Raw genomic sequence first — 26,294 nt, 5'->3', positions numbered from 1 at the left:
AAACGATACGAGTACGACCAGATTCCAGCCGGACACTCGGCGGTCGAGGTCATATGAGTGAATCCAGGAACGCGTTGACCTCTTCGTCGAGAACCAAGAGCAGGAAAGATTCTGCATCGTAGACGGAGTGGATGACGACCTGCACCTCGCTTGCGAGCAGCAGAACATCCGAGTCGGAGAGCGAACCGACGGAAGGACGAAGAGTGTGACCTTGCCTGTTGCCCGATGTGAACGCATTCAACGGGTACCCCGAGGCTCCTCTCCGAATCAGACGGGTCAGATCTTCGGGAGGTGATTGCAGGCCTTCCCAACGAATAACCCTGTCGTCGACGAAGGAGACACCATCGAGCCCCGCGTCGCCACGACGCGATAAGTCATCATCAACAATGAGAATTCCATCCGAGACCGCGGGCAATCCCCGGAAAATCCGTCGTAGCACGCTATCTGCATCGCCAAGCCGCGCAGACTGCGAAAAGGGGGAAGCCTCAAGGCTCACACGACCTTCTGGCACGATTGCATACGCATGGAGTGCTTCGCGGTCGAGTCTTGACAGCACTCGTCTCGAAACACGAGACCCCTGATCGAGGGATTCCGTCGACCAGTCAAGGCCTAAAGCTCGAGGGGCCGAGGCCAGCGTTCCATGGACGTGCATCTGATCATCACCAATCTCTGCGAATGCTCACTCGGTTACTCCCGTCGAAGCACCCAGAGAGGTTCGAAAGACGTGTCCAGTTCACCGGGTGGAAAGAACTGCATCTCGAGAACTCATCATTCGATTGGAAGAGGAAACCCGTGTGCGTGCCATGTGAGCTGATTCACAGCGGAATCAGTCAACTAGAGAACACCGAGTGCCTCCAGAATCACCCACACGCCGATAGCTATAAAGACAACGCCGACTTCTACAATGCGCCTGGTCCCGTCCGATTTACTGATTTCGAGATCATCGGGCTGCCAATTTTCTCCGCCTTTCGAAGTATGCTCTTTCGCACACTTTTTCGCATGACGATTAAGACGATGCCGAAGCCGACGATCAGTATTCCAATGACGAACATTCTGTACCTCCTCCGACTAGAACGTCCACGCAATCCCTCCGCTACATCCAGCGCCTCCGCCGCGCTGAACGCTCGCCTCAACGCTGTACGGCATCTGATAAGCACCGTCGTTGGCGCTCATGGGGATTACACCGATGGCACCGCTAAATCCAGCTCCGACCGGTCCCGCAGAAGCGGAACAGCCCCCTACGATCATCGGGCCTCCACCCGCTTCCGTCGACTGCGCTGAGTAGAAAGATATACCCGCCTTGGGTCCAATCTGCAAACTTACAGTGAGACCCGGTCCCTCAACCGGTTTTTCCGCTCCGACACACACGACAGCACAGAACTGCGCCCCAATCGAGTACGTCGGCTCAGGTTTCTTAAAATCAGGGACAAGCGCCCAGTTCCGTCCGACTTCGTCGACTTAGAGATCATCGGACTGCCGATCTTCTTCGCCTTGCGCTCGATGCTCTTCACCACACGCTTACGGAACACGATCACGGCGATGCCGAAGCAGACGACAAGTGTTCCGACCGCGGGCATAAGCGGGTTCATCAACGCACGCCCCTCATCAGTAAGGTTCACAATCGACTTCGGTGCGCACGCCGTTGACCAGCCGAACAGCCAAGATGCTGAGCGCACCGCCGCCGACCGCTGCCAGCGCGACGAATGCGAGCACAGCGGGAAAGTACCAGACGAAGATAAAACTGAGAAGGGAACAGGCCACAGGCCCCACGGCTACTCGCATCGGCCACGAACGAGGTGATCTCGGCTGCGGAACCAGCGACAAGAGACTCAACCCCGTGGGCACGAGAAGTCCGAAGACGGCACTCGCCAGGACTGAGCTCCACACAGCCCCGCCGTCGCCGGACTCCGCGATACTTCCCCAGTCGAATCCAAACGAATACAGCCAGTACATCAATCCCAGCAGAGCGCCGATCGTCGCATTCGAAACCCCGAGAGCCACGAGGCAACGCACCCATCGCACGCGGTATCTCACTCCCGAGATCGTGCTCATCGTCGATTGTCCTCGAATTCGGGTGGCAGGGGTGGCGATCACTCGACTCTAGAGCTGACGATGCGTCACCGTCAGCATCGGCCCCCACACGCGAAACGGCCCCACCCCCGATTCCGAGGGTGAGGCCGTTCGAGAGACGCCCGTCAGTCGACGGCGGTTCCGAACGCGGTCACCGAGGCCGTCAGCGCGTCGGCGACCGCCTGCGCGTCGATGTCGAAGAGCACGTCGACGTTCGGCACTCCCTGCCACCGGTCGATCATCTGCACGACCGTCTGACCGCGGGTGTGCGTGCCGTTCAGCTCCACGTCCACGCGCAGCCGCCGCACCGTGAACCACTCGGGGTTGAGCGCATAGGCGACACAGGGAACGTCGTTGAGGTGCATGCCCTCGGTCTTCCACTCCGGCATGTCGTCGCGGTCGTCCTGACGGTCGGGGTAGCCGATCATCTCGCAGAGCGCCACACCCATCGGCGAGCGCGACTCCCAGAGGGTGCGGATGTGATCGGGCGAGAGCGAGAAGCTGCGGGACACATCCAGACCGACCTGCGTGAGCGGAGCCCCGGACTGGATGACGATCTCGGCCGCCTCGGGGTCGTTGTAGATGTTCGCGCTCGCGACCGGGGTCACGTTGCCCCAGGTGAGGGCCGCCCCACCCATGTAGATGATGCGACGCACCGAGCGCGCGAACTCCGGCTCCAGCTTGATCGCCAGCGCGACGTTCGTCAGCGGAGCGAGTGCCATGATGGTCACCTCGCCCGGTGCCGCCATGACCGTCTCGATCATGCGGCGCACGGCGTCGGACTCGACGTCGGCATCGGGATCCGGGTCCGGGTACTCCCAGTAGCCCACGCCGCCGGGGCGGTGGATGTGCTCCGCGAAGTTCGGCTCGCCGACCAGCGGCCGACTCGCGCCCTTCCAGATGGGCAGGTCGGGACGACCGGCGAGCGCCGCGATCTTGCGGGCGTTCGCCGTGGCGGTGTCGACATCGACGTTGCCGAACACCGTGGTCAGCGCCTCGATGTGGAAGGCGTCCGAGGCGAGCGCCCAGAACAGCGCTCCGGCGTCGTCGATCCCGGGGTCGGTGTCAATGATCAGTCGTTCCATATCCATGCTTTCTGTCATGTCCTAGCGGCTCACAGGCCGTTCGGACGCTTCACTGAGCCCCTCCGCGACCACCGGCTCCGCCCGTGCGGCACGGGCGGAACGCATGTAGACGAACAGGTACCAGCAGTTGATCGCGATCAGGGTGATGTTGAGCGCGACCATGGGCGCGCTGCCGAGCATCAGGTTGTAGGCCATGAGCATCGCCGATGCTCCGAGATTCAGCCACCGGAGGCGAGAGATCGTCGGCTGGAGGATCGAGATGATCAGGAGAGCACTGCCGGCCCAGCCGACGATCTCACGCCAGATATCCATCAGACGGTCACTTGCCCACGAAGAGGCCGTTGCGGTTCTTGGCGAGGACGTAGAGCACGACGCTGATCGCACACAGGGTGGCGATGTAGATCGGGAAGATCCACATCATCCCCTGGCTCTGCAGCCACAGCAGCAGGTACGACGCGGTGCCGCCGAAGATGGCCACGCCGAGACCGTATCCGAGCCCGAGACCGGTGCCACGGATGTGCTGCGGCAGGAGCGAGTTGGACACGACGACGAAGATCGTCATGTTGAGCAGCAGCACGATCGCGCCGCCGAACATCACGCCGGCGAGCGTTCCGACCCCCGGCTGCGAGTACAGCAGCGCCAGGAAGATGGTCGGGATCGCCAGCAGACGGGCGACGACGAACCACCGGGACATCGGGAACCGGTCGAGGATGCGGCTCAGACCGTAGGCGCCGAGCGTCAGGAAGATGCCCATGCCGGTCGTGATGGCGAACACCGCGGTGGGGTCCTCTCCGAACGTGCCGTTGGCGAGGTTCGGCAGACCGGCGATCCAGGTGTAGTTGTACGCCTGGATGGCGCCCACGATGAACACCGTGGCGAGCACGCTCAGCCAGTACTTGCGCACATCGCGCCACACGGAGTTGTTCTTCGTGGGGATCGCGCCGACCGTGCGGATGGCTGCGGTGTCGAGCGTTTCCGGCAGCGTGCGGCGCAGCCAGAGGACGATGAGACCGAACGCTCCGCCCACGAGGAACGGGATGCGCCAGCCGTAGGCCGCCAGGGCTTCCGGTCCCAGCAGCAGGCTGATGAAGAAGATCGACAGCGGTGCGAGCAGGTTGCCCAGGTTGTTGAAGAAGGCGAAGAACCCGGCGACATAACCCGGACGGTTGGGCACCAGCTCAAGGGCGTATGCCGTTCCGAGCGGCGCCTCGACACCAGCGGAGAGGCCCTGGAGGAGGCGTGCGGCGACGACGATGATCGGCGCGAGAACGCCGATGGTCTGGAAGTCGGGGAGGATGCCGATGATGAAGCTGCCCAGCGCGACGGCTCCGACGGCGAAGATCATGATCTTCCGGCGGCCGTAGCGGTCGGCGACGAAGCCGAAGACGACACCGCCGAGGGGGCGGGCGACGAAGCCGACCGCGAAGACCGCGAGCGCGTTCAGGGTCGAGGCGAGCGGGCTGTCGGAGGGGAAGAACGCCGCACCGAGGTAGACCGACAGGAGCCCGAAGATCGCCCAGTCGTACCACTCGAGCGCGTGGCCCCAGCTGAGCGCCCGGAGGTTGCGGCGCTCTGTCTTGCTGGCCTTGCTCGTCAGCTGCTGCGGCGCCGTGGCTGCCACTACTTCTTCAGTGCTCATGGAGCTCCTTTGCTCTGCCCTCGGGAGGGAGGGGATCGTCCCGTTGACGACTATAGTATAGCAAGAATCGCCTTCGCGACAGAAAGAGTGCATCGTGACTTCACCGCTGAACGACACCGACCGCCGCCTCGTCGACGCCGCCTCCGAACTCCTCGTCCGCACGCACGACGCCGACCTGCACCGCGTCGCGGCTGCCGCCCGCGGAGCGTCAGGACAGATCTATCTCGGCCTCAGCCTCCGCTCCCCGCGAGTGAGCGTCTGCGCCGAGAGCACGGCCCTCGCGAACGCCAGGATCGGCGGCGAGCAGGACATCGAGGCCATGGTCGCGGTGGGGCTGCGGGAAGACGGAACCACGGTCATCCTCAACCCCTGCGGCGTGTGCCGTGAACTCGTGCCCGCCATCGCCCCGGGCATCCGCACACTCGCCGACGACGGCGGCCACCCGGTGTGGGTGACCGCCGCCGATCTGCTGCCGATGCCGTGGGTGCGCGCGCGCTCCTACGACTGAATCGCCGCGGGGCTCAGCGCCACGGAAGCGGGCGCCGCAGCACCTCGCCGATCCGCTCGAGCACGCCGTCGAAGTCCATGTCGAAGACGACACGATGGATCGGCCGCGTCTCGTCCTTCACCGGGTGCACCCCGGCGAGGTAGCGGTCGCCGGTCTCCTGGTCGAGGAATGTCTCCAGCGGACGCATGACCGCACCGGTCACGAGCTCGGGGTAGAGCAGGCTCGCCACCGCCATGCTGTCGTTGATACCCATGACCCGGCGTCCTTCCGGCTGCGGGTACGAGCGCGAGTAGAAGCCGGCATAGTCCCGACTGATCGCGGTGATCAGCTGCGCGGGCGCGAAGCCCGTCGACGAGGCGATGTCGAGGAAGAAGTCCTCGGGCACGAGGGCCTGACGGGTGACGTACGGCCCGCACCAGGTGACGTCTCCCTCGTGGGCTGCCACGATGCGCGCCGCGTCGATGTCGAACGAGACGTTGGGGTCGCGCGAGACCCGGAACCGACGATCCTCCCACGGCGCGGTGTCGTGATAGAGCGCTGGCCCGAGCGTCCCCACGATGGTGGTCGAGCGGAGTCGCTGCAGTAGGTCGGGCCGCTTCTCGAGAGCGGCGGCGAGGTTGGTCTGCGGGCCGAGCGCGAGATAGTCGATCTCGCCCTCATGCCGATCGACCAGGTCGAGCACGACGTCGACGCCGACCGGCTCGGGATCCACAGACTGCGCCGGACGAAGCCCGGTGTTACCGAAGCCGTCCTCGCCGTGGATGCCGGGGTTCATCCGCAGCTCCTGGATGAGCGGCACGTCCGCGCCCCGGTACACGGGCACATCCGTGCGTCCGCAGGTGTCCAGCACGTAGCGGGCGTTGTCGGCGGCGCGCTCGCCGGTGGTGTTCCCGAAGACGCTGACGACGGCCAGGATCTCGACCTCGGGATCGGCGGCCAGCAGCATCAGCGCCAGCGCGTCATCCACGCCGGTGTCGGTGTCGACGATGACTTTTCTCATGAATGCTCTCCAGGTAGGGGGTCAGGGACGCGACAGCCCGAACGCGGCGAACGCGTCCTGCGTCGACTTCTCGGTCAGGAGGGTGACGAATCGCGCCGCGTCGTCCCCGGCTCCGGGGCGCGCGCCGATCGCGAACCGTCCATAGGACTGCAGTTCGTGCGGGATCGGTTCGACGATCTGCGGGCCGACGACGGAACGCAGCTCGCTGACCTGCTGGACCGCGACATCCGCCCGGCCGTCGAGCAGCGCTTCCACGGTGAGACCCGACTCGCAGCGAACAGCCCGCTCGTCGATGCGCTCGAGAAGACCGCGCTCCCGAAGCACCTTCATGAAGTGCACTCCACTCGCCCCGCTCAGCGTGTATGCGACCGCACGGGCCGCGAGCAGATAGTCGAGGAAGGCCGCCGCCGAATCGTCGGTCGGCACGGGCGCCCCCTCGAGCCGCGCGAAGCCCACGGACGAGACCGCGATCTCGGCGACCTGGGCAGGGTCCACCAGCCCCTGTTCGGCGAGGTCGGTCACCGACGACGAGACCCCGAGCACCAGGTCGGGGCGCTCCCCCGCGGCGATGCGGTCGAGCAGAACGGTCGTGGGCTCGAACGTCGCGTCGACGCGGGTGCCCGTGGCGCTCTCGAACGCCGGGATGATCTGCTCGACGAGGGGCTTCTTCACGACGAGGCCGCTGTACAGGGTGATCATGAGGGAGACCTTTCGGAGGGCGCCGCGAACTCGTGCAGCTGCGCAGGGGTGAGCGGGGCTGTGGCCAGACCGCGGGTGACGAAGAACAGCTGCGCGGTGTGCTCGAGCTCTTCCAGGGCGTCGACCGCCGAATCCAGGTCGGCGCCGGCGACGACGGGTCCGTGGTTGCGCAGCAGCAGAGCGTGAGTGACGCGCGCCGCCTCTTCCACGGCGGCGGTCGCGGCAGGATCGCCCGGAGCGAAGTAGGGAAGCATCCGCAGCGCCCCAACGCGCATGCCGTAGTAGGCGGTGAGGGGCGGGATCGGAGCATCCGGGTCGACGTCGGCCAGGCACGACACGGCGGCCGCGTAGACCGAATGGGTGTGCACGACCGCGTTCAGGTCAGGACGCACCCGCAGCATCGCGACGTGCAGGAACGCCTCCTTGGTCGGCTTCGGGCCCTCGAGGTGCGTGCCGTCGAGAGCCACCACCGACAGCTGGTCCGCCTCGATGTCGGCGAGGCTGACACCCGTCGGGGTGAGCAGGACGTGATCGCCGTCCCGCACCGCGAGGTTCCCGGTGCGGCCGTGGGTGAGGCCACGGCGATGGATGGAGTGCGCGACACGCTCGATCGCGCGGCGGGCGGCGGCGCTCATGCGGCGACCCCCTGCCGAGCGACATCCACGAACAGATCCTCATCGCCGAAGTTCCCCGATTTGAGGATCAGATGCACGTCACGCCGCTCGTCGTGGATCCACGGCGCACCCGGCGCGACTTCCTCCCCCACGACGGCGACGGTGGTGCCGAGCGCGCGGATGACCTCGCCCGATGTCTCGCCCCCGGCGATGAGCAGGCGTTTCACCCCGCGATCCGACAGCTGGGCGGCGATGAGACCCGCCGTCCGCTCGTACAGCTCGCCGGCACCCGGCACGTCGTCGCGACGTTCCGAGGCGGGGCTGGAGGAGTAGAGGAGAGCGGCGGTATCGTCGGGCTGGCGGTCCCACCACTCCACGGCGCGTGCGGCGAGCTGCTCGGCGGTGTCGCCGGGTTCGGCCGCGATGCGGAAGGCGGGGCTTCCAGAGGCGACGAAGCGGTCGATCTGCTCGAGGGTGCGCCGGGAGCAGCTGCCCGCGATGATCGCGGTGCGCCCTGGAGGCGGCACGGGCGCTGCGGTGCCGCTCGCCGTCTCCCGCAGCGCGATCGCTCCGACGAGTCCGGCGGATCCGGCGACGAGCGCGTCGCCGTCGACGGCCTCGGCGAGGATGGCGAGGTCGGCATCGGTGACGGCATCCGCCACCACCTGGAGTGCGCCCTCTGCGCGGGCGCGGCCCAGGGCCTCGCGGACCGCGTCGGCACCCTGCTGCACCACATCCAGGGGCAGCGTCGCGACCGCTTCCGCGCTCTGCGCCGCGAGCAGCCGCAGCACCGACGAGTCGCGCATGGGCGTCACGGGGTGATCACGCATGTGGGTCTCCGCGAGCAGGGTGTCGCCGACGAAGAGGTGCCCGCGGTACACGGTGCGCCCGTGCAGCGGTGCGGCAGGAGTCGTCACGACCAGGTCGACACCGAGCTCGCGGGCGACCGCCTCGGTAACCGGTCCGATGTTCCCCTCGGCGGTGGAGTCGAAGGTCGAGCAGTACTTGACGTAGATGCGGTCGGCTCCCCGCTGTCGCAGCACCGCGAGCGCGGCGAGGCTCTGTGCGACGGCCTCTGCGGCGGGAAGGGAGCGCGTCTTCAGGCCGATGACGATGGCGTCGGCCGAGACCGCGGTGTCGTCGATGTCCGTGCCGAGCGCGAGGAGGGTGCGCAGACCCGCACGTCGCAGCGCCGCGGCGACATCCGTGGCCCCGGTCACGTCGTCGGCGATGACGCCGATCATCGGGGCCCCTCCTGCAGCGCCGCGGTCAACTGGCGCGCAGCAGCGGCGGGCCCGTCGAGGACGGTCACGCCGAAGCGGTCCGCGAGAGACGCAGCGGCGGCGGCGAGCGAATACTGCGCGAGCACGATCAGGTCGTAGGGCTCGTCGACGTCGGCGATCGCGGTGGCGAGGGCATCGATCAGGTCCGGCGCAGCCAGCGGCACAGCCGCGGCCGGGACCACGAGCGGGTGCACGTGCGCCGATGATCCGCTCTGGACGAAGGCGTCGGTCAGCCGCGCCGTGCTGTCGCTCGCGGACGACGCGAGCGACGCGACCAGCAGCACCCGCGCGGGGGCGGCCGCGACGGCCTCGGCGAACAGCGGACCGTCTGCCGACAGCACGGTGACGCCGTCGGCCTCACGATCACGCCGGTCGGCGCGGATCCCGAACTGCGAGCAGGTGAGCAGCACGCCGTCCGCTCCGCCCGCCAGAGCGAGCTCGATGAGGCTGTCCATGCGAGCGGCCAGCGGCGCGGTGATGCCCCCCTCGACGTGCGCGTCGGCGAGCAGACGATCGTCGAGCAGGTTCCACACGGTCGCCGTGGGAAGGGCAGCCGTGATGGCCGTCGCGGCCGGGGCGATCGCCAGTGGGGTGGCACTGATGAGCGCGATCTTCGGGTCGGTCATCGGATGGTCCTCTCGATCCAGGAGAGTCCGTCACGGGTGCCCGCGACGGGGGCGTACTCGCAGCCGATCCACCCGGGATAGCCGCTCTGCGCGATCCGGGCGAGCACGCGCTCGTAGGCGATCTCGCCCGTGCCGGGTTCGCCGCGGCCGGGGTTGTCGGCAATCTGCACGTGCGCGACCACAGGACGCAGCTGCTCGAACCGTTCGATGAGGTTCCCGCGGTCGACCTGCGCGTGGTAGACGTCGAACAGGACGCCGACGACCTCGGGGTCGACCTCCTTCGCGACCGTCGCCGCGGTCTCCATCGATGCCAGGCCGTAGCCGGGCTGATCGCGCTTGTTGATCGCCTCCAGCGCCAGGCGCACACCCGTCCCGCGCGCCTGTTCGGCGGCCCAGGAGATGTTCGACACGTACGTCGCGAACGCCGCGTCCGCGTCGGCATCCGCCGGCTTGATGCCGGCCATCGCATGCACGACGCCGGCGCCCAAGACGTCCGCGAACTCCAGCGCGCGCAGCACGCCGTCGCGGAACTCCTGCTCCGCTCCGGGCACGTACGCCGCGCCCGAGGCGGTGGGCGAGCCCGCTGCACCGGCGGGGGTGTTGATGAGGATCTGCGTCAGGCCCGCATCGTCCAGAAGACGCCGCACCTCGGTCGGCGCGAGCTCATACGGCGACGCGAACTCCACCGCGGTGAACCCGGCCTCGGCCGCCGCGTCGAACCGCTCGACGAACGGCACCTCGGTGAACATCCACTTCAGGTTGGCCGCGAGGCGCACCGGCCCCGACGACGTCTCGATGATCATGCGGACACCGCGTCGTAGTCGGGATTGACCACGAACTCCGGGGCCGCGCCGCTGAGGGCGGCGATCACGTTGCGGGCCGCCATCCGGCCCGATTCGCCGCGTGCCTCCCGGGTCGCACCGGCGACGTGCGTCGTGGCGAGGATCCCGGGGGTGTGCAGGAGCGGGCTCGACGCGCTCAGAGGTTCGTCCGCGAAGACGTCGAGCGCGGCGGCGCCGAGGCGGCCCTCTCGCACCGCGTCCACCAGCGCGTCCTCGTCGACGATTCCCCCGCGTGCGGTGTTGATGAGCACCGCATCGCTCTTCATCATCGCCAACCGGGCGGCGTCGATGAGGTTCCGCGTGGATTCGTCGAGGAAGAGGTGCAGGGTCACGAAGTCGGCCTCGCGCAGCAGGTCGTCCAGATCGAGACGACGGATGCCGTGGGCCGCGGCGAAGTCCTCATCGAAGTACGGGTCGTACGCGACGATGTGCATTCCGAAGCCCGCGGCGATCGTCGCCACCGCCTTGCCGATCGAGCCCAGGCCGAGGATCCCGAGGGTCGACCCCTGCAGCTCTCGTCCGGTGAGTTGCTGCCACGTGCCCGCGGCCAGGTTGCTCACGTTCTCGGGGATGCGGCGGGCGCAGGCCAGCGCCAGCGCGAAGACGTGCTCGGCGACGGCCTGTCGGTTGGCGCCGGGGGTGACGCACACGGGCACCTGGCACGCGGTCGCGGCTTTCACATCGACGCTGTCGTACCCGACGCCGGTGCGTACGACGATCTGCAGTGCGGGGGCGAGCGCGAACTCCTCCTCACCCAGCGGCCGCGTGCCGGCGATGATGGCGCGGGCTCCGGCAAGTGCGCCGGCCCGGTCGTCGGCGTCCAGCAGGGCTAGCTCGGGCTCGTGCCGCGTCGTGAGGCCGGCCTCGCGCAGCATCCGATCGACCTCGTCGCCGGGCTCGAGGAATGCGGTGGTGATCAGCACGTCGTGGGAATCGGTCTTCGTCACCAGATCCCTCCTTCGTAGTCGGGGGCGGCGAATGCGCCGCCGTGCAAGGTGGGTGCGGGGGCGCTGAAGTCCACCGCGTCGGTGTGGTCGGCCGCGTCGTCGCGGGGCACGTAGCCGATGGCCGCCCAGCCCGCGTCGCCGTTCCACCAGCGTTCGGTGTTCGCCGAGCAGCCGTAGACGACCTGGCAGCCCACGGGAGCGCTCTCGATCGCGCAACGGAACAGTTCGATGCCGTCGCGCCAGCTGAGCCAGAGGCCGAGCTGACGTCTGTCTTCGGGCGCCGGACGGAAGGTGCCGATGCGCACGAGCACCGACTCGACGCCCCACTTGTCGTGGTACAGGCTGGCGATCGCTTCGCCGAATGCCTTCGACACCCCGTAGAAGGTGTCGGGGCGCAGCGGCGCACTCTCGTCCAAGACCTCGCTGGCGGGGTGGAAGCCGACGACGTGGTTGGAGCTGGCGTAGACGACGCGGCGCACACCGGCCCGTCGCGCGGCTTCGTAGACGTGGTAGGTCCCGTCGATGTTGACCGTGCGGATGCTGTCGTACGAGGCCTCGTCGGCGATGCCGCCGAGGTGCACGATGACGTCCACACCTTCGGCAGCCGCGGTGAGGGCGTCGAGGTCGCCGAGGTCGCCGATCACGACCTGCTCCCCGGGGAACAGAGGCTCGTCGGCGTCGGAGCGCGCGAACAGCACGACGCGGTCGTAGCGGGAGGCGAGTCCTTCGCGGATCACCCGACCCATCCGTCCGGTCCCGCCGGTGTACAGCACTGTCGTCATCGTCATCCTCTCCGGCAGCATCGGCGCTCAGCCGATGCTGCGGTCCTCTTCACCCGTCGACGCGTCGGCGAAGAACCCGATCTCCGCCCGCTGCGGATGCCGGCGCAGCGCGGTGCGTCCGTCCCAGTGCAGCTCCACATCGTGTCCGGGCACGAGCGTCGCCCCGGTATCGGTCAGCAGCGAGCGCATCGCGGCGATCGTCACGGCACTGGCCTCGGCGTCCAGCGTGGAATCGACCCGCCCCGAGGCGAGCTCATACACGTTCTTCACGGCGTCGCCCGCGAACACACGCTTCTCCTCCGCACGGTCGAGGTAGAAGGCGAGGTGGTGCGGGGTGTGACCCGCGCTGTCGATGGCGTGGATGCCGGGAAGCACCTCTTGCCCTGCGGTCATGCGCTCGACACGGTCGGTGCGACGGAGGAGCTCCTGCACGTGCAGGTCGGGGATGAACGGCGTGCCGGCGGGCTGATCCGCCGCCCAGCGCAGCTCCTTCTCGCTGACCCACGTGGTCGCGTGGGCGAACATCGGGAAGTTCGAGACGTGATCCCAGTGCATATGGGTCAGCAGCACGTCGGTCACGTCATCCGTCGTCAGCCCCAGGCGTGCGAGGCCGGTGTGGATGAGGGGGATGTACGCGGGCTGGCCTGCGTCGATGAGCACGCGGTGCACGCCGTCGTCGAGCAGCCACAGACTGCTCCAGCCGAAGGCCCCGTGCGAGCTCGACTTTCCGGGGAAGCCCTCGACGAGTGGACGCGCGACGTATCCCGACGATCCCGCTGATCCGGTCGTCGGCGTCGACATGGGTCCCTCATTCTGCGCCATCACAAAAAATAGTATAGCGCAGAACTGGGGGGACCGACAGGCCGATCAGCCCTCGAGAAGCCTCTCGGTCGCACCGATGATGTGGTGGCGCATCGCCTCGGCCGCGCCGTCCGCGTCGCCGGCCTTGATCGCCTCGTAGACAGCGTCGTGCTCCGGCGCCGCACTGACGGCCCCCGTGCGTCCGAACTTCGAGAACAGTCGGAACCGCTGGATCTGCCCACCGAGCGCGGCGTACGACAACTCCAGGAAGGCGTTGCCGGACTGCGCCGCGATCATCATGTGGAATCGTGCGTCGCTGCGCCAGTAGAGGTCGAAGCCCTCGGTCTCGGTGTCGGCGACATCGGCCGAGCGGCGGAAGTCCTCGACGGCCTCACGCAGCCCCTCCAGGAACTCGGGCGTCGTGCGCAGAGCGGCCTCGTACGCGAGGCGGGGCTCCAGCAGCACGCGGGCCTCCCCCAGCTGCTCCACCTCTTCGCGCGTCATGACCGGGGCCACCTGGTAGCCCCGCAAAGCCTCGCGCTGGACGAGTCCGGTGTGCTCCAGGCGCGCGAGCGCCTCACGCAGGGGGGTCTGACTGACGTCCAGTTCACGCGACAGGGCTCCGATGTTCAGGCTCTGCCCTGCCGCCCGCTCTCCCGACATGAACTGATGCAGCAGCACCTCGTACATTCGGTCGGCGATGGGCTGCTTCGTCGATCGCCCGGCCACGTCTTCTCCCCTCGAAGTCCTTCCGTCGAAGACTACCGGTCGACCACCACGGGGCCTGGACGGACGCGCGGCCCCTGCGGCGACCACCCCCTCTCACATGACGGTTGCATCCGAACTTCGCACGGAGGGTTGACAACATCGAGATATATCGTGTTACAGTGGCCACACACGATATATCGTGACCCTACACACAGGAGAAGCACACATGACCGAGAAGTGGCTCATCGCCCCCGGCGAGGAACGCGTCATCGACATCGAGTCCGTCACCCGCCTCAAGGTGGGCCTCGTCGGCGGACAGGTGGACATCATCGCCCACGACGAACCGGGCATCCGCATCGAGGTGCACGGCGTCACCAACAAAGACCTCCGCATCGAGTCCCACGACGGCGAGGTCGAGATCGACCACCCGCAGCTGGGCTGGGACAACTTCCTCGAGGTCTTCCGCAACTTCGGCTCCGGCGGCCCCCGCGCCGAGGTGAGCGTCGCGGTCCCCCGCGCGATCGCCCTGAACCTCGGCGTCGTCAGCGCCGGCGCCCTCGTCTCGGGGCTCCGCAATGACGCCCGCCTCAACACCGTCTCCGGCGACATCATCGTCGACACCCTGATCGGCGACCTCACCGTCAACTCGGTCTCGGGCGACGTGCAGGTGCGCGGCCTCACCGGCTCGATCAGCGCGAACAGCGTCTCGGGCGACGTGGCCGTCACGGGCGCCATCCGCAAGGCGACCGTCGACATCGTCTCGGGCTCGACGCTCGTGGATGCCGCGGGAGATGTGAACACCATCAACATCAACTCCGTCTCCGGCGGCACCACCGTGCGCCTCGACGAGTCGCTGGCCGCGAACTACGTCGTCCGCACACTGAGCGGTCGACTGCTGATCGACGGCGTCGAGCGCAGCTCGACCGGTCCCAGCAACTACAACGGCACGAAGGGCGAGCTCTCGGGACGATTCGTCGACCTGCGCGCGAACTCCGTCTCGGGCGGCGTCACCGTCCTCCGTCGCACGCCGGCCTCGATCACGGAAGACGAGGAGTGGGAAGCATGAGCCCCGCCGTCTTCTCCCACGGCGACCTGCGCCTGTACCTGCTGTCGCTCCTCGCCGAGGCGCCACAGCACGGCTACGGCATCATCCAGTCGCTGACCGACCGTACCGGCGGCACGTATACGCCCAGCGCCGGCACCATCTATCCCCGCCTCGCGAAGCTCGAGGAGGAGGGGCTGGTCACGAAGACCGTCGACGGCCGCACCACGATCTATGCGATCACCGAGGCCGGTCGAGCCGAGCTCGCGTCGCGCGAGGGAGACCTGGCCGGCATCGAGGCAGGGCTCACCGATTCGGTGCGGCTGATCGCGAGCGAGGTGCGACAGAGCGTCCAGGACGCGATGAAGAGCCTCCGTGCCGATCTCGCTGCCGCAGAGAAGGGCGAGCGCACGGCGGCCAAGAACCGCCCCCGCACGGCGACCGACGACTCCCGGCTCGTCAGCCGAGAAGAGATGCACCGAGCGGATGCCGTCATCAATGCCTTCCGGGCGCGGGTCCGCACCGACCTCCGCACCCACCTCGCGAAGGGCGGCACGCTGTCTCCGTCGGTCGTCACCGAGCTGGAGGATGCACTCGACAACGCGGCCCGCGGAGTCACCGTCTCGCTGAGCAGCTCCGAGTCCTGAACACGCAGAGGGCCCCGTCGACGAAACGCCGACGGGGCCCTCTGCATGTGCCGCGTCCTCTAGGACTCCGGCCAGATCTCCTTCTGCTCGTCGGGCACCGACTCGCCGAGCGGGACGACCAGGATGGAGCGGTGCTGCCGGTGCGCGAGCCGCGCCGCGACCGAGCCCGTGAAGAACTCGCGGATCGACTCCCCGATGCCGCGCTTGCGCGTGCCGACGACGATGAGCTGCGCATCGAGCTTGTTGGCGAGCTGCTTGATCGCCAGCGCCGGATCGCCGACGAGCTGACGCGCCGTCCATGTGACGTCCGTCCCCGCCAGCAGCTTCGCGGCAGCAGCCTCGACCGCTTCGAACTCCGCGGCGCCCGCGTCGAAGTTGATGTCGATCGGTGCCGAGTGCACGTAGCCGTCCGGATCCTCATAGGTGACGAATCGCGTGACGTCCACGTGCGCCACGACGAGCGGCACACCGAGCAGCCGCGCATACCGAACCGCTTCGTGGATCACATGGGGATCCTGGTCCAACTGCATGCCGACGATGACGGCTTTCTGCAGCGCCACGTTCTGTGCGGCCTCATCGGATGGAGTGGAGGTGTTGTCGGTCATGAAGATCGTTCCCTTCACCAGTCTGGCCTCGGCCAGAGCGTCTTCCCCGCGTGCTATTCTGAATGCTACTCTTACCGGCTTCTCGCCGGTGTCGTGAATGCCTCGGGCCTCACCGCCCGCAGCTTAACTCGTGAGGGGGTCTCGCGCATGGGCCGTGGCCGTCAGAAGGCGAAACACACCAAGATCGCCCGCGAACTCAAGGCGTACAGTCCGTCGGTGAACTACTCCGCGCTCGAGCGCGAGCTGGCTCACCCGACCGACGAAGACGCCTATGTCGACAAGTGGGCCGATGAGTATGAAGACGAAGACGAGGACGAGCTAGAGAAGGCCTAACCGCCCTCTCTACTCCGAAACACCCGCACCACGTGCGGGTGTTTCGTCGTGTCCGGATGAGGATCCCCGTAGAGACGCCGGATCCTCATCCGTCATGAGTGGGCGTCGGCAGCTGAGAGGATCTCCTCATGGCCCGCGTCGTCGCACTGTACCGCCACCCGATCAAAGGGTTCACTCCCGAGCATCGCGATGCATTGACCGTGCAGCCGGACGGCAGGGTCGCCGGCGACCGCGTCCTGGCGTTCCGCTTCTCGGACGCCACGGAGCCCGAGGACCGAGACGGCCTCGACTACTGGCCGAAGTCCCAGGGACTCTCACTGCAGGACTTCCCCGCACTCGCCGCGTTGCGCACGAGCTACGACGACGAGACGCGGCGAATCCGCATCGAGCACGGCGACGGCGTCCTCGTGGAGGCGGCGATCGATGACGACGGGCGCAGCGAGCTGGTGGAGGCCGTCACCGACTTCGTCCTCGGCACCCCCGATGGTCGTCGTCTCCGACGACCCGGCCGCCTCCCGCTCGTGCTCGTCGGGGACGGCGAGACTTCCCGGTTCCAGGATCGCCCCCGGGGCTATGTGTCGGTGCACAGCCGAAGCAGCGTTCAGGCGCTGGGCGACGCCCTCGGGATGCGCGTCGATGACCGACGATTCCGCTCCAACGTCGTGATCGACGACATCGGCCCCTGGAGCGAGCTCGACTGGAGCGGCGAGGTGCGCATCGGAGACCTGTACTTCCGGGCGGCCGGTCCCATCGTGCGCTGTCTCGCGACCCACGCGAACCCCGACACCGGGGTGCGGGACGCCAAGGTGCTCACCACCCTCACCGGAGCACTCGCACAGCAGGAGCCGACCCTCGGACGGCTCCTGCTTCCCGGGTGGGAGCGTTCGGACGACGGCGTCAGGCAGGGTGGCGGCGTGATCCGCGTCGACGACGAGGTCCACGCGCACTGACCGTCGTCGACGCCCGCGCATCGGAATGTCAGCGCTCCCTTAGACCGACTCAGTTTCGGCTCAGTCCTGGCTGGCCCAGGCTTGTGAGCGCAAACATTTTCTGATTTGATGTGCATGTGATCGATGACGCCTCGGCGTCAGGCCCCCGCCCAGGGCGATCCGCAGAACATGACCTCAAAGAGGAGAACAGCATGGCAATCACCCCTCGCTTCACCCGCACAGCCGCGATCGTCGCGGTCGGCGCGGTGTCGGCCTTCGGCCTCGCAGCCTGCTCGACCGGCGATTCCGGCGACAGCGGCGCCGGCGGCGGCGAACCCATCACGATCGAATACCTGCACCGTCTCCCCGACGGCGAGGGCATGACCCCCGCGTCGGAGATCGTCGACCGGTGGAACGCCGACCACCCCGACATCCAGGTGAAGGCCACGAAGTTCGACGGCAAGTCGAGCGACATGATCCTCAAGCTCGAGACCGACGTGAAGGCCGGCAACGGCCCCTGCCTCGCGCAGACCGGCTACTCGGAGGTACCGCAGCTGTTCGTCAAGGGACTGCTGCAGGACGTCGCGGACGAGGCCAAGAAGTACGAAGACGACTTCTCCGCCGGAGCCTTCAGCGGCATGAAGGTCGGCGACGCCATCGTCGGCCTCCCGCAGGACACCGGACCCCTCGTGTACTTCTACAACGAGACCGAGTTCACGGCACTGGGCCTCGACGCGCCGAAGACGCTCGACGACCTCACGACCGACTCCGCCACGGCAGCGGCCGCCGGCAAGTACGTCACCGCCTTCACGCCCGATGAGGCGCAGAACTGGCTCTCCGCCCAGTCGGCAGCGGCCGGCGACACCTGGTTCGGCACCGCCGGCGACGAGTGGAAGGTCGACGCCGAGGGCGCCGGCTCCGAGCGCGTGGCCGCGTTCTGGCAGGGGCTGCTCGACGGCAAGCAGACTCTCGCCACCGAGCGCTGGGGCGAAGGCTTCACCGCTGCGCTCAACGACGGCAGCCTCATCGGCCACGTCGGAGCGGCGTGGGAGGCTGGATTCCTCCTCGACTCGCTCGACGGCACACCGGCCGAGGGCCAGTGGCGCGTCGCCCAGCTCCCCGACTTCGGCGCCGGTGCCCTGAGCGGCCCCGACGGCGGTTCCGGCGTCTCGGTGATGAAGGGCTGCAAGTACCCCGCCGAAGCCATGGAGTTCAACGACTGGTTCAACACCCAGGTCGACGACCTCGCGTCGCAGGGCCTCGTCGTCGCCGCCAAGGGCGATGTGGAGACCCCCGAGAAGATGCTGCGCCAGTTCGGCGGTCAGGATGTGCTCGCCGAGCTCGGCACGGCGACCGAGAACCTGAACCCGGACTTCCCGTACGCACCGGGCTTCTCGACGCTATCGAAGATGAACGAGACCGCCGCAGCGGCCGTCGCCGGCACCGCATCGGTCGCCGACATCTTCACCACGGCCCAGGAGACGGCGGTCGCCTCGCTGGAGGACCTCGGGCTCCCGGTCGCGAAGTGATCGCACGAGAAGGCATCATCGGATGATCGACGGCGGAGTGCACGCGCAATCGTGCACTCCGCCGTCGTCTTGACATCGAGAGGCGACACCATGGTCACAGTGACCGAAACGCGAGATGCGGCGCCGGCGCCGACACCGCGCATCCCGACGGATCCCGCCCGCCGACGCCGGTTCGGGACCCGACGCGAAGGCCTCACGGGATGGCTGTTCATGGCGCCGTTCGCCGTGCTTTTCGTCGTGGTCTTCCTGGTGCCGATCCTCGTGTCGATCCGATCCTCGTTCTTTGCGCAGGTGCCGTCCGGCGACGGGCTGTACGGCGGCGGCGAGCTCGTCGACACGTTCGTCGGTCTCGAGAACTTCGTCATGGCCGCTACCAACGGGGCCTTCTGGACCGGGATGGGACGCGTCGTCCTCTACGCCGCGTTGCAGATCCCGGTGATGATCGTCGTCGCCCTCGGACTCGCCCTTCTGCTGGACTCGTTCATCGTGCGCCGCCCGACGCTCTTCCGGCTCTCCTTCTTTCTCCCCTACGCGGTCCCCGGCATCATCGCGGCCATGATGTGGCTCTACCTCTACACGCCGGAGGTGTCGCCCTTCCTGCCGTTCCTCCCCGAGGGCACCGACTTCATGGCACCCGGGACGATCCTCTTCTCGATGGCGAACATGACCACCTGGACCTACACGGGCTACAACATGCTCATCTTCCTCTCGGCGCTGCAGGCCGTGCCCCGTGACCTGTACGAGGCCGCCCGCCTCGACGGAGCATCCGGTTTCCAGATCTCGATGCGCATCAAGGTGCCCCTGGTGCGGGGTGCGGCTCTGCTCGCCGTGCTGCTCTCGATCATCGGCACCATTCAGCTCTTCAACGAGCCGGTCGTGCTGCAGGCCGCGAACTCGTGGATGGGCAAGGACTTCACCCCCATGATGCTCACCTACAACACGATGATGGGCGAGATCTCGCCATCCGGCAGCGGCCCGGCATCCGCTTACTCCCTGCTCATGGCTCTGATCGCCGGAGTGCTCGCGATCGTGTACGCGCTGCTGCAGCGACGAAAGGGCGACGCATGACCACCACGCGCCTCATCACAACCGAGTCATCCACGCGTCGACGTCCCCGCCGTGCGCCCGACGTGGATGCTCCGCCGCCCTCGATCGCACCGAGCCCGCTCACGCGGGTGTTCGGCATCATCGCGCTGGTCGTGGCGACGCTCTACTTCCTCGTGCCGGTGTACTGGTTGATCGTCGCGTCGACGAAGAACAACACCGACCTCACGTCGACCTTCGGCTTCTGGTTCGCCGACTGGAACCTCGACACCAACTACGACAGCCTGATGAACTGGACCCAGGGCCTGTTCTGGCGGTGGGTCGGAAACTCGATGCTGTACTCCGTGAGCGCGGGCGTCATCGGCACCCTGTTCGCCGTGATGGCCGGCTACGCGATCGCGAAGTTCGCGTTCCCCGGCAAGAAGATCGCGGTCGGGGTGATCATGGCCGGGCTCCTGCTCCCCGTGGCCCTGCTGACGGTGCCGCTGTACATCGAGTTCCAGGCCCTGGGGCTCACGAACACGATGTGGGCGATCATCATCCCCTCGGCCGTGTCTCCGTTCGGCGTCTTCCTCGGCATGGTCTACGCACAGTCGTCGGTGCCGACCGAGTTGTTGGAGGCCGCCCGCATCGACGGCGCCGGCGAGGCACGCATCTTCTTCACGATCGTGATGCGCCTGCTCGGCCCCGCGATGGTGACGATCTTCCTGTTCATCTTCGTGGCGACGTGGAACAACTTCCTGCTGCCGCTCATGATGATCTCGAGTCAGGACCTGAAGCCCGTGACCCTCGGCCTCTACGGCATGGTGAGCTACTTCGCGCCGGACAAGGGGGCTGTCATGCTCGGCGCCCTGCTCGGAGTCATCCCGCTCGTGCTGCTGTTCTTCGCCCTGCAGAAGTACTGGCGTTCCGGCCTCGCCGCCGGCGCCGTGAAGGGCTGAGCCCCCTCCGCCACGCCCGTCCGCCCTCTCCCGTCCGCCCTCGGCACTGCGCCGAGGGCGGACTTCTTCGTGTGCGAGCGCACGGAAGCTCGCGAGTGCACGGGTTACTGCCGAGCGCACGGGCTGCTCGCGCGTCTGGGCCGTGCCCTCGAGGACAAGCCGTGCACTCGGCGAGATGACCCGCGGTGGGCAACGCGGTGCGGTGTCCCTGGCGTCGCGGACGCTGGTGCGGCGGGGGCACAGCACGGACGGCCCGGAGGGAATCCTCCGGGCCGTCGTGCGTCAGCGGGGTCAGCTCAGGCGGCGCCTGCGCAGCCAGAGGACCAGGCCGAGGGCGATCGCGGCCAGACCGACGACCGCCGCTCCCGCCCAGATCGCTCCGTCAGCACCGGTCGTCGCGAGGTTTCCCCCACTGCCGGCCGCACCGGCCGTGACCGTGAGGTCCGCCCGCGCCAGCTCGGCGCCCTGAGCATCGGTCGCGACGAGGGCGTGCGCTCCGGCCGGCGTCGCCGCAGGGATCGTGACCGTGGCCACCGCATCACCCTCAGCCGATACCGTCACCTCGCCGATGCGCACCGGCTCGGAGTGCAGCCAGAGCTGCACCAGAGCGTCGGGGTCGAAGCCGCTCAGCTGCACGGTCACGCTCGCTCCGGCCGCGACCGAGCCGATGGATGCCGTGATGCGCGCATCCTTCCCCGGCTTGGCCTTCTTGACCTTCAACGGTGCGCTGGCGAGCTCTGCGCCCGCCGCATCCTGCACGATGACGCGGTGCTTTCCGACCGAGGCTTTCGCCGGGATCAGCAGTCGCGTCGTCAGGGCGCCCTCCGCATCGACCGCGGCATCCGTCAGCTTCTCGTCGTCGAGCCAGACCGAGACCGTCGACTGCGGTGCGAAGCCCGTGAGCTCCATGCCGACCGTCTCGCCGGCACGCACCGAGTCGGCGTCGAGTCCGAGCTTCGGATCCGTCGCCGGGTCGCACTCGCTCAGGTCGTCGGTCGGACGCGTCTCGGGGGCGTGCCCGTCCTGCGCGGCCGAGGTGCCGTACACGGCCATCTCGGCGACGGCGGCGAACTGCGTGCCCGAGATCGACGAGGTGGCGGTGACACGGATGTAGCGGGCCGTGGTCTCCGCGAAGTCCACGTCCTGCCACTCGGCGACGTTCTTCCACTCCCCGGTCGCGACCGGAGTGTACGCCTGGCCGTCGGTCGACACCGCGACCTCGTAGCCCTTGATCGGACCGTTCTGGTTGGCCCCACGGCGCAGGTACGAGATGCCGTCGACCAGCTCCGCGTCACCGAGGTCGAACGTCAGCACGTGCGGGTACGACGTCGCCGCCGAACTCCACCGGCTGTGCCAGAACGTGCCGGCGTCGCCGTCGAGCATGTTCGCGGCCGCGCCGTCTTCCCCGGATGTCTCCTCGGAGTTCGCCGACGCCGTGATCTGCGCGTTGGGGATACGGGCCCGCGAGGACACCGACACCTCCTGGGTCGTGCTGACCGTGCGCACATCGCAGTCCGCGAGGTACGTCGCGGCGATCCCGATGCCGACGGTCGAACCGGCAACCTCCGCCGGCGCGGTCACCAGCCAGGTGGTCTGCACGCTGTCGCCGGCCGCGACCTCGTCGAACAGGTTCGTCGAGTCGTCGGCGACCTCGACCACGTAGCCCTCCGGCACCTCGAGCTGCACGCCGATGTTCTCGACGGCAATGGACTCGCTGTTCGTGAAGGTGGTGGTGAACGCGGTCTGCGCACCGGGGCTCAGGACGCCGGCTTCGCCGGACACGGTCGCGCAGGGAGTGCCACCCGTCGTGGGGCCGAGGTCGGTGACGGTGAAGTCGTCCAACACGAAGTCCACGTCCGGTCCGCCGACGCGCTCGAGCCCCACCCAGGTGTAGTCGCCGCATCCGACGATCACGTCCTGCGAGAACTCGGCCGTCTCCAGCGCCTGCGTGATCCCGGTGCGGCTGAGCGTGGTCGAGGTGACCTTGCCACCCGCCACGGCATCCGTTCCCGTGAGCCAGCGGTACGCCCCGCTCGCGCCGACCTGGTAGTCGAAGCCGATGCGGTAGGAGTGCCCCGCCTGGAGCGGCACGAGGGTCGGGTCGGTGCGGTAGACGACCCCGTTGTTCTCGGAGTGCGACATGAGCGAGTGGTCGCCCGTGAGCGTCGTGTCCACCGCGAGCCCGGCGAGGGGCCCCGAGTCGAACGGCTTGGCGGTGTTGCGCCAGTCGCTGCTCGCATACGGGTCATGGCGGCGGGAGATGCTCGTGCGCGGATCGTCGATGCCGTTGGCGTCGCCCTTCACGAACGGCCCCCATCCGGCTTCGTTACCCTCGAAGTCGTTCGAGTACACCGTGCCGGTCGCGAACGGCGTCGTGGTGTCGGCCGAGACACGGGCGTTGTCGATGCGGACCTTCGCGTCGCCCGCTACGGCACCGATCGAGACCCTGACCTCACCGGATGCTGGAGCCAGGAACGACGTCGAGCCGCGCTGGTAGTACTGACCTGCCTTGGAATCCGCGCGCATGTAGTTGTAGGTGGGCGAGAGGTTCCAGGTGCGGGTCACCGCACCTGGTCCCGTGTCGACCGAGACGCTCACGTCACGGGTCGCGGTCGGGTCGATCTGCACCTGCGCCGAGAACGCGTACCGCTGGCCGGGGGTGAGCCCGGTCACGGTCTGCGAGATCGACGATGCGGATGCCCCGAGCACGGCGACGTTGTCGCCACGGGACTCGTTCTTCGCGCTGCCGAGGTCGGTGCGCTCGATCGTCACATCGCCCTGGGGGTTCCAGACATCGAGCGAACCGGAGTTGAACCCCGGGTCGTCGAGGCCGGCATCGTGATACTCGACGGCCGCCCGCTGCGCGCCGCCCTGCGGCACCACGATGTAAGCCGTGCCCTTGTCGCCGCTGAGCGTGAGCTCGCCGCCGGCCGCGTTCACGGTGCCGACCTTGACGCGTCCCTGGTCACCGAGTTCGAAGACGTCGAAGGCGGTGTTGCCGCGGAAGGCCTCGGTGAGACCGAACGTCTTCTCTCCGCCCGATGCGGAGTAGAAGTACATCTTGTCGGCATCGACGGGAGAGCCGGCATCCTGATTCGACTCCAGCGACTGCCACGGCAGCAGGTAGGAGTCGCCTCGCAGCACCGTCGCCCCCTCCATCGTGACGACCCTGGTGTCTCCGTCCATCCGCACCGCCACGTCGTCGGTCAATGTCGCTTCGGCACCCGCCTCGTACGTGAGCAGGTCGAAGTGCTGCAGGAACTTGGTCGGCAGGCTCTGCTTCCAGATGTTGTCGACGAAGCCGTCCCAGTTGCGGTTGCCGACCCAGCCCTCGGCGTCGATCAGCCGCTGCTGGCCGAGCAGGGCGTCGTCGTTCCAGACGTCGGCCTGACCGTTCTGGATGAAGCGCACCATGGTGGAGTTGATGCCCTTGTTGTCCTTGCCGCCGTACGCGAGATCGTTCGGCCAGTGCGACCAGACCGTGCTGTCGACGAACTTGTCGCCCCACTCGGTCGCGACCTCGAGGTCCATGCCGTTCAGCTCGTCCGCGAGCTCTTCGGCGACCCAGCCGTTGGAGTAGTACACGTCGATGTACACGCCGCTGAGGCCGGGGACCTCGTCGCGCAGCTGCTGGAAGCGATCGAGCACGCGCCCGGTGCCCAGGTCGGTCTGCTGGTTGATGTAGTACGACTGGTCGAGCCAGTTCCAACCCGGCTTGTAGGGCGCCGTGCCGTCGAGGATCGCGGAGTCGAAGGCGTTCGCCTGCGGGTAGATCTCCGTGGCGTTGACGTGCACACTCATGTCGGCGTTGAGCTTCGCACCCTCGTCGACGAGGTTGTTCAGGTCGGAGAGCCCACCGGCACGCTCGTTGTAGTTCCCGCCGTAGTCGGTGTTCGCCGAGTCGTGACCCTCACTGCCGTAGCCCTTGTTGAGCACCCACTGGCCGAGACCGTCGGTCTGGTTCGCGATGCGCTTGGTGTTGTCGAGCACCAGGTCGAAGTAGTTCGTGGCACTGGAGGCGAAGTTGAAGGGGATGCGGCTGACGACGCGCTCGGCGACCCGATCGGCACCGAGACGCGGGGTGTCGACCTCGCGGTAGCGGATCGCGGCGTCCTGCCAGTCGACCGCGGAGTCGTCATTGCGGTCGGCGGCGAAGAGCACCGTCACCCTGGGCAGCTCGAACGTCGTGACCCGATCGTCGACCGCGGTGGTCGGGTGGATCAGCCAGGCGCTGGAGCCGACCTCGGCCGTGCGCCCTGCCGCCTCGGTCACGCGCGTGGTCAAGCGGGTGTTCCAGGATGCAGTTCCCCCGGAGGCCTGCGTGGTCGCGTTGGTGATCACGCTGCCCACGAGCGCGCCGTTGCCGAGGAACGCGAAGGCCGCGCCCTTCTGGCCGATCGGCGTCGAGCCGTTCACCGCGATGTGCTCGTCGGCGTTCTTCGTGCTGTCGGGGCTGATCACGGTGCGGTCGAGGACCGATCCGGCATCCGACGCGCTGGCGGAGAGGAAGGCGTTGTCCGGCAGGCCCAGAGTGTTCACAGCGGCCGAGCCCTCGACGCCGGTGACCTCGAACTCGACGGTTCCCTCATCGGTGACGCGGATCGTGCTGCGGATCGTGACGTCGATCCCGTCGAGCACCGAGACGTAGTCGACACCGTCGGCCGTCGCGGTCGCCGTGGTCGCGGCGGCATAGGCGGTGCCGTTGACCGCCCACTTCTCGGATGACGTGCGCTGTCCACCCAACGTCGCGCTGCCGACGCGGTAGCCGGTGATCTGCGGGAAGGCCTTCGCCACGGTCGCGGTCGTCCCACCCCGGGTGATCTCGATCGTCTCGCCCGCCGAGGGGTTCTCGGGTTCGGTGACGATCGGCGGAAGCTCCTCGTCCGAGAGGATCTCGATCTCGCCCGCACCCCCGCCGGTCGTTCCCTGTGCGTCGATCACCAGCAGGGCCACGTAGCGGCCGTCCTTCGGGGCGTCGAGCGCGATGCGCTGCTTCTCGTCGTTCGCGGTCGGGGCATGCAGTGTCGCCGTTGCGGCAACCGACCCCCACCCGCCCTCCGCCGGCGAGGTCAGTGCGACGGCAGCATCGTCCGTCACGTAGACCTCGACCGTCTTCGCGGCCACGCTCTGCCCCCGCTTCACCGAGTAGTCGAGGGCCTTCACCGAGAGCGACCGCTGCAGGTCGACCGAGATCCAGTGCGGGAACGGCGCGTTGACGGAGTACCGGGAGGTCCACTGCGTGCCGAAGTCACCGTCGAACGCGCCGAGCGCGGTGCCGTCGAGTGACGGCGGCGCCGGATACGGATCGGACTCGCTCGACACCGCGTGCAGGCGGTAGTCGGACTTGGGCACGGGGATGAGGTCGGCGGCCTGCGCGGAGGGCGCCTGGGCGAACACACCGCCGAACGCGAGCGCCGTCGCCAGCAGCGAGCTGACGGCAACGGCGGTGCGGGGCGGTCGGGAAGGTTTCGACACGTCTTGCCTCTCGAGCGGAGCGACGCTCGGGAGAACAGACGCCCCGATGCGTCGCAGATGGATGCCATCGATTCACATCGATGTTTGCGCTATCACTCTAGAGGGGTGAATCCCGCAGAATCAAGCATCCAGATGCAGCGAGCGC

Annotated in this window: 25 protein-coding genes; 8 read left to right on the top strand and 17 right to left on the bottom strand. The window is 67.8% G+C overall.

Annotated features, from left to right (window positions below):
* Positions 1–49: 49 nt before the first annotated feature.
* From HCX50_RS02445 to HCX50_RS02425, 5 genes are all read right to left on the bottom strand, one after another.
* Positions 50–496 carry a hypothetical protein gene (locus HCX50_RS02445; RefSeq protein ID WP_167632879.1) on the bottom strand — a complete coding sequence of 149 codons (447 nt, stop codon included), beginning with the start codon at positions 494–496 and terminating at the stop codon, positions 50–52.
* 1,109 nt (positions 497–1,605) lie between these two features.
* Entirely contained in the window at positions 1,606–2,052 is a 447-nt protein-coding gene (locus HCX50_RS02440) for a hypothetical protein (protein ID WP_167632878.1), read from the bottom strand.
* Between the two features lie 143 nt (positions 2,053–2,195).
* Entirely contained in the window at positions 2,196–3,155 is a 960-nt protein-coding gene (locus HCX50_RS02435) for a nucleoside hydrolase (protein WP_167381572.1), read from the bottom strand.
* Positions 3,156–3,176: 21 nt separating this feature from the next.
* Positions 3,177–3,467 carry a hypothetical protein gene (locus HCX50_RS02430; protein ID WP_167632877.1) on the bottom strand — a complete coding sequence of 97 codons (291 nt, stop codon included), beginning with the start codon at positions 3,465–3,467 and terminating at the stop codon, positions 3,177–3,179.
* Positions 3,468–3,474: 7 nt separating this feature from the next.
* Positions 3,475–4,794: an MFS transporter gene (locus tag HCX50_RS02425; RefSeq protein WP_167632876.1), complete on the bottom strand. Its 1,320-nt coding sequence runs from the start codon at positions 4,792–4,794 to the stop codon at positions 3,475–3,477.
* A 94-nt stretch (positions 4,795–4,888) separates the two neighbouring features.
* On the opposite strand from HCX50_RS02425, the gene HCX50_RS02420 reads away from it, so the two are divergent.
* Positions 4,889–5,302: a hypothetical protein gene (locus HCX50_RS02420; protein ID WP_167632875.1), complete on the top strand. Its 414-nt coding sequence runs from the start codon at positions 4,889–4,891 to the stop codon at positions 5,300–5,302.
* Positions 5,303–5,315: 13 nt separating this feature from the next.
* Here the strand turns inward: HCX50_RS02420 and HCX50_RS02415 are convergent, their stop codons facing one another.
* The 10 genes from HCX50_RS02415 to HCX50_RS02370 form a co-directional block, all read right to left on the bottom strand.
* Positions 5,316–6,302 (bottom strand): nucleoside hydrolase, encoded by a 987-nt coding sequence (locus HCX50_RS02415; protein WP_167632874.1) that lies wholly within the window; start codon positions 6,300–6,302, stop codon positions 5,316–5,318.
* A 21-nt stretch (positions 6,303–6,323) separates the two neighbouring features.
* A complete protein-coding gene (locus HCX50_RS02410) occupies positions 6,324–7,001 on the bottom strand; it encodes a substrate-binding domain-containing protein (RefSeq protein ID WP_167632873.1) in 678 nt (225 codons plus the stop codon).
* Positions 6,998–7,636 (bottom strand): class II aldolase/adducin family protein, encoded by a 639-nt coding sequence (locus HCX50_RS02405; RefSeq protein ID WP_167632872.1) that lies wholly within the window; start codon positions 7,634–7,636, stop codon positions 6,998–7,000. Before HCX50_RS02405 ends, HCX50_RS02410 begins: the two co-directional genes overlap by 4 nt.
* Complete coding sequence (gene otnK / locus HCX50_RS02400) at positions 7,633–8,859, bottom strand: 3-oxo-tetronate kinase (protein WP_167632871.1); 1,227 nt, start codon at positions 8,857–8,859, stop codon at positions 7,633–7,635. The genes HCX50_RS02405 and otnK overlap by 4 nt, the downstream gene beginning before the upstream one ends.
* Positions 8,856–9,524, bottom strand: a complete 669-nt coding sequence (locus HCX50_RS02395) for a hypothetical protein (protein WP_167632870.1) — start codon at positions 9,522–9,524, stop codon at positions 8,856–8,858. Before HCX50_RS02395 ends, otnK begins: the two co-directional genes overlap by 4 nt.
* On the bottom strand, positions 9,521–10,327 hold the full coding sequence (locus HCX50_RS02390; RefSeq protein ID WP_167632869.1) for a hydroxypyruvate isomerase family protein: 807 nt from the start codon (positions 10,325–10,327) through the stop codon (positions 9,521–9,523). Before HCX50_RS02390 ends, HCX50_RS02395 begins: the two co-directional genes overlap by 4 nt.
* Entirely contained in the window at positions 10,324–11,313 is a 990-nt protein-coding gene (locus HCX50_RS02385; RefSeq protein WP_167632868.1) for an NAD(P)-dependent oxidoreductase, read from the bottom strand. Before HCX50_RS02385 ends, HCX50_RS02390 begins: the two co-directional genes overlap by 4 nt.
* Positions 11,310–12,095 carry an NAD-dependent epimerase/dehydratase family protein gene (locus HCX50_RS02380; protein ID WP_091033260.1) on the bottom strand — a complete coding sequence of 262 codons (786 nt, stop codon included), beginning with the start codon at positions 12,093–12,095 and terminating at the stop codon, positions 11,310–11,312. Before HCX50_RS02380 ends, HCX50_RS02385 begins: the two co-directional genes overlap by 4 nt.
* 27 nt (positions 12,096–12,122) lie before the next feature.
* Positions 12,123–12,896: an MBL fold metallo-hydrolase gene (locus HCX50_RS02375; protein ID WP_091032536.1), complete on the bottom strand. Its 774-nt coding sequence runs from the start codon at positions 12,894–12,896 to the stop codon at positions 12,123–12,125.
* Positions 12,897–12,962: 66 nt separating this feature from the next.
* Positions 12,963–13,625, bottom strand: coding sequence for a GntR family transcriptional regulator (locus tag HCX50_RS02370; RefSeq protein ID WP_308162074.1), 663 nt, complete (start codon positions 13,623–13,625; stop codon positions 12,963–12,965).
* Positions 13,626–13,830: 205 nt separating this feature from the next.
* Between HCX50_RS02370 and HCX50_RS02365 the strand changes: the two genes are divergently transcribed.
* Both HCX50_RS02365 and HCX50_RS02360 read left to right on the top strand, forming a co-directional pair.
* Positions 13,831–14,670: a DUF4097 family beta strand repeat-containing protein gene (locus tag HCX50_RS02365; protein ID WP_091032539.1), complete on the top strand. Its 840-nt coding sequence runs from the start codon at positions 13,831–13,833 to the stop codon at positions 14,668–14,670.
* Entirely contained in the window at positions 14,667–15,293 is a 627-nt protein-coding gene (locus HCX50_RS02360) for a PadR family transcriptional regulator (RefSeq protein ID WP_167632867.1), read from the top strand. Before HCX50_RS02365 ends, HCX50_RS02360 begins: the two co-directional genes overlap by 4 nt.
* Before the next feature lie 59 nt (positions 15,294–15,352).
* Here the strand turns inward: HCX50_RS02360 and HCX50_RS02355 are convergent, their stop codons facing one another.
* Positions 15,353–15,898: a universal stress protein gene (locus HCX50_RS02355; RefSeq protein ID WP_091033267.1), complete on the bottom strand. Its 546-nt coding sequence runs from the start codon at positions 15,896–15,898 to the stop codon at positions 15,353–15,355.
* A gap of 147 nt (positions 15,899–16,045) precedes the next feature.
* On the opposite strand from HCX50_RS02355, the gene HCX50_RS02350 reads away from it, so the two are divergent.
* The 5 genes from HCX50_RS02350 (at position 16,046) to HCX50_RS02330 (ending at position 20,674) form a co-directional block, all read left to right on the top strand.
* Complete coding sequence (locus tag HCX50_RS02350; RefSeq protein WP_029263716.1) at positions 16,046–16,231, top strand: DUF3073 domain-containing protein; 186 nt, start codon at positions 16,046–16,048, stop codon at positions 16,229–16,231.
* A 128-nt stretch (positions 16,232–16,359) separates the two neighbouring features.
* Entirely contained in the window at positions 16,360–17,181 is an 822-nt protein-coding gene (locus HCX50_RS02345; protein WP_167632866.1) for an MOSC domain-containing protein, read from the top strand.
* A 191-nt stretch (positions 17,182–17,372) separates the two neighbouring features.
* Positions 17,373–18,689: an ABC transporter substrate-binding protein gene (locus tag HCX50_RS02340; RefSeq protein WP_167632865.1), complete on the top strand. Its 1,317-nt coding sequence runs from the start codon at positions 17,373–17,375 to the stop codon at positions 18,687–18,689.
* 90 nt (positions 18,690–18,779) lie between these two features.
* On the top strand, positions 18,780–19,757 hold the full coding sequence (locus HCX50_RS02335) for a carbohydrate ABC transporter permease (protein ID WP_205828735.1): 978 nt from the start codon (positions 18,780–18,782) through the stop codon (positions 19,755–19,757).
* Positions 19,754–20,674: a carbohydrate ABC transporter permease gene (locus HCX50_RS02330; RefSeq protein ID WP_167632864.1), complete on the top strand. Its 921-nt coding sequence runs from the start codon at positions 19,754–19,756 to the stop codon at positions 20,672–20,674. The genes HCX50_RS02335 and HCX50_RS02330 overlap by 4 nt, the downstream gene beginning before the upstream one ends.
* A 291-nt stretch (positions 20,675–20,965) precedes the next feature.
* On the opposite strand, the gene HCX50_RS02325 is transcribed toward HCX50_RS02330, so the two are convergent.
* Positions 20,966–26,149, bottom strand: a complete 5,184-nt coding sequence (locus HCX50_RS02325) for an endo-alpha-N-acetylgalactosaminidase family protein (protein WP_167632863.1) — start codon at positions 26,147–26,149, stop codon at positions 20,966–20,968.
* Between the last annotated feature and the right edge of the window lie 145 nt (positions 26,150–26,294).

Origin of the sequence: Microbacterium sp. B19(2022), from assembly GCF_012030385.1 — a bacterium.
Lineage (GTDB): Bacteria > Actinomycetota > Actinomycetes > Actinomycetales > Microbacteriaceae > Microbacterium > Microbacterium oxydans_B.
The sequence above is the reverse complement of the archived record's forward strand: the minus strand, read 5'-3'. Positions and strand labels throughout refer to the sequence as shown.

Excerpts from the sequence above, each read along its gene's own strand:
- HCX50_RS02375 (WP_091032536.1), bottom strand. The coding sequence starts at position 12,896 with ATGTCGACGCCGACGACCGGATCAGCGGGATCGTCGGGATACGTCGCG.
- HCX50_RS02435 (WP_167381572.1), bottom strand. The coding sequence starts at position 3,155 with ATGGAACGACTGATCATTGACACCGACCCCGGGATCGACGACGCCGGA.
- HCX50_RS02360 (WP_167632867.1), top strand. The coding sequence starts at position 14,667 with ATGAGCCCCGCCGTCTTCTCCCACGGCGACCTGCGCCTGTACCTGCTG.
- HCX50_RS02365 (WP_091032539.1), top strand. The coding sequence starts at position 13,831 with ATGACCGAGAAGTGGCTCATCGCCCCCGGCGAGGAACGCGTCATCGAC.
- HCX50_RS02345 (WP_167632866.1), top strand. The coding sequence starts at position 16,360 with ATGGCCCGCGTCGTCGCACTGTACCGCCACCCGATCAAAGGGTTCACT.
- HCX50_RS02390 (WP_167632869.1), bottom strand. The coding sequence starts at position 10,327 with ATGATCATCGAGACGTCGTCGGGGCCGGTGCGCCTCGCGGCCAACCTG.
- HCX50_RS02405 (WP_167632872.1), bottom strand. The coding sequence starts at position 7,636 with ATGAGCGCCGCCGCCCGCCGCGCGATCGAGCGTGTCGCGCACTCCATC.
- otnK (WP_167632871.1), bottom strand. The coding sequence starts at position 8,859 with ATGATCGGCGTCATCGCCGACGACGTGACCGGGGCCACGGATGTCGCC.
- HCX50_RS02350 (WP_029263716.1), top strand. The coding sequence starts at position 16,046 with ATGGGCCGTGGCCGTCAGAAGGCGAAACACACCAAGATCGCCCGCGAA.
- HCX50_RS02410 (WP_167632873.1), bottom strand. The coding sequence starts at position 7,001 with ATGATCACCCTGTACAGCGGCCTCGTCGTGAAGAAGCCCCTCGTCGAG.
- HCX50_RS02355 (WP_091033267.1), bottom strand. The coding sequence starts at position 15,898 with ATGACCGACAACACCTCCACTCCATCCGATGAGGCCGCACAGAACGTG.
- HCX50_RS02430 (WP_167632877.1), bottom strand. The coding sequence starts at position 3,467 with ATGGATATCTGGCGTGAGATCGTCGGCTGGGCCGGCAGTGCTCTCCTG.
- HCX50_RS02415 (WP_167632874.1), bottom strand. The coding sequence starts at position 6,302 with ATGAGAAAAGTCATCGTCGACACCGACACCGGCGTGGATGACGCGCTG.
- HCX50_RS02380 (WP_091033260.1), bottom strand. The coding sequence starts at position 12,095 with ATGACGACAGTGCTGTACACCGGCGGGACCGGACGGATGGGTCGGGTG.
- HCX50_RS02425 (WP_167632876.1), bottom strand. The coding sequence starts at position 4,794 with ATGAGCACTGAAGAAGTAGTGGCAGCCACGGCGCCGCAGCAGCTGACG.
- HCX50_RS02335 (WP_205828735.1), top strand. The coding sequence starts at position 18,780 with ATGGTCACAGTGACCGAAACGCGAGATGCGGCGCCGGCGCCGACACCG.
- HCX50_RS02440 (WP_167632878.1), bottom strand. The coding sequence starts at position 2,052 with ATGAGCACGATCTCGGGAGTGAGATACCGCGTGCGATGGGTGCGTTGC.
- HCX50_RS02340 (WP_167632865.1), top strand. The coding sequence starts at position 17,373 with ATGGCAATCACCCCTCGCTTCACCCGCACAGCCGCGATCGTCGCGGTC.
- HCX50_RS02330 (WP_167632864.1), top strand. The coding sequence starts at position 19,754 with ATGACCACCACGCGCCTCATCACAACCGAGTCATCCACGCGTCGACGT.
- HCX50_RS02395 (WP_167632870.1), bottom strand. The coding sequence starts at position 9,524 with ATGACCGACCCGAAGATCGCGCTCATCAGTGCCACCCCACTGGCGATC.